Source organism: Cupriavidus sp. 05L411, from assembly GCF_056398045.1.
This window is the reverse complement of record NZ_JBFTOQ010000116.1, coordinates 1-1,782: the sequence shown is the minus strand read 5'-3', so window position 1 is coordinate 1,782 and position 1,782 is coordinate 1. Positions and strand designations below refer to the sequence as shown.

Genomic DNA, 1,782 nt, shown 5'->3' with positions numbered 1-1,782 from the left:
CGATTGATCCTATCCGTACTCACCCATTAGCATGTTTTCCGAATCGGGCCAGAGCACAACGCTCACAGCGTTTCGCCGCCCCGGACTTCGAATAGACGTGGTTGCATGGTGCGCCGCGATGCCAAGCATCAAGTCACTTGTCGTTCCCGGCGTGCGCAACCAATCCGCCAGGAATCTTGCCGCGAAGCGGCAGGCGTGACAACGGAGAAGACATGGGCGTTATCGACGAATTCGAGGCCTACGGCGCAAGGATGCCCGGGCGCCAGGCTTACCATCTGGACGTTCCTCGCGCGGCCAGCGCGGCGGAACTGTCGGTGGTGTCGTTCGAGGCAGTGGAGCGATTGGGAGAGCTCTATACCGTCACGATCCGGCTAACCCACCCGCTGGAACTCGACCGGGCTGAATACCTCAATCGTGACGCGACCTTTGTGATCGACCCCGGCGACGGTAGCGAACCGCGCCGGTTCGCGGGGTGGATATCGGCGTTCTCACGCACGAAACGCACGCGCGATTTCTTCGCCTACGACATCGTGCTCCGGCCACTGGCCGCGCGGCTCGAACTCGTCCGGACCACGCGCATCTACCAGAACAAGACGGCCCTCGAGATCATCGAGGCTATCCTGCGCCGGCACGAACTCCGGGGCCACCAGTTTTCCCTCAAGGTGCGCCGCAAGTACACCCAGCACAAATTCCGCTTCCAGTACCAGCTATCCGACTGGGAATATGTCCAGTTGCTGATGCGSCARGAAGGGCTGTATTGCTACTTCATCCCGGGAAAATTCGGCGAGATGATCGTCTTCGGCGACGACATCGACCACTACGTCTACCAGCCCGAACTGCGCGTGCCATATCGCGAGACCGCCGGCCTGGAAGCCGGCATTGAGGCGGTATCCGACATCCAGGTGCACGCCAGGACCGTGCCCGAATCGGTCCTGGTCGCCGACTACAACCCGGATCAGGCGTGGGAACCCATCAAGGGCGAGGCCAACGTCGCGCGCAAGGACAAGACAACTTACGGCCAGCAGTATATCTACGGCACGCATCATCTGGACAAGGCCGAGGCGAAGTGGGAGGCGCAGCTGCGCCACGAGGCCCTGCTGGCCGGCCAGCTTGTCTATGCGGGCGAGAGCAACGTGCTCAGACTGCACGCCGGCTGCATCCTGCGCATGGATGAGCCATTGGCCGAAGCCCCCAACGGCCAGGTCATCACCGAAGTCATCCATACCGGGGGGCGTGATGCCGCTTACCGCAACACCTACCAGGCCATCCCGTCGGACCGGCGCTTTCGCCTGCCGCTGGACGAGGAAAACTGGCCGAAAATCCAGGGCACGCTGAGCGCGCGCATCACCTCGCCCGGCCAATACAAGTACGCGTACCTGACAAAGGCGGGCCACTACGTCGTCCGCTTCGATTTTGATTTTGAGCCATGGCCGAAAGGCATGGAAAGCGCGGCCATACCCCTGGCCAAGCCGTATGCCGGCGGTCTGCATACTGGGTTCCACTTCCCGCTCATCGACGGCACCGAAGTCGCGATTGCCTTTCGCGACGGCAATCCGAACAAGCCCTATATCGCGCACGCGCTGCATAACAGCCGGCAAGAGGACCTGATCACCACCCAGGACCGGTGGCTGTCGCGCAACCTGATCAGGACGCAGAGCAACAACAAGCTGCGCATGGAGGACTGGAAGGGAGAGGAGAGCATCAAGCTCTCCACCGAATATGGTGGCAAGACCCAGCTCAACCTTGGCTACCTCGTTGATCGCAACAAGAAGAAGCGGGGGG

General features: G+C 61.7%; 1 protein-coding gene. It reads left to right on the top strand.

Annotated elements, in window-relative coordinates; genetic code table 11:
- Positions 1–212 precede the first annotated feature (212 nt).
- On the top strand, positions 213–1,782 hold a 1,570-nt coding region (locus AC1DQR_RS40150), incomplete at its 3' end, for a type VI secretion system Vgr family protein (RefSeq protein ID WP_477135128.1).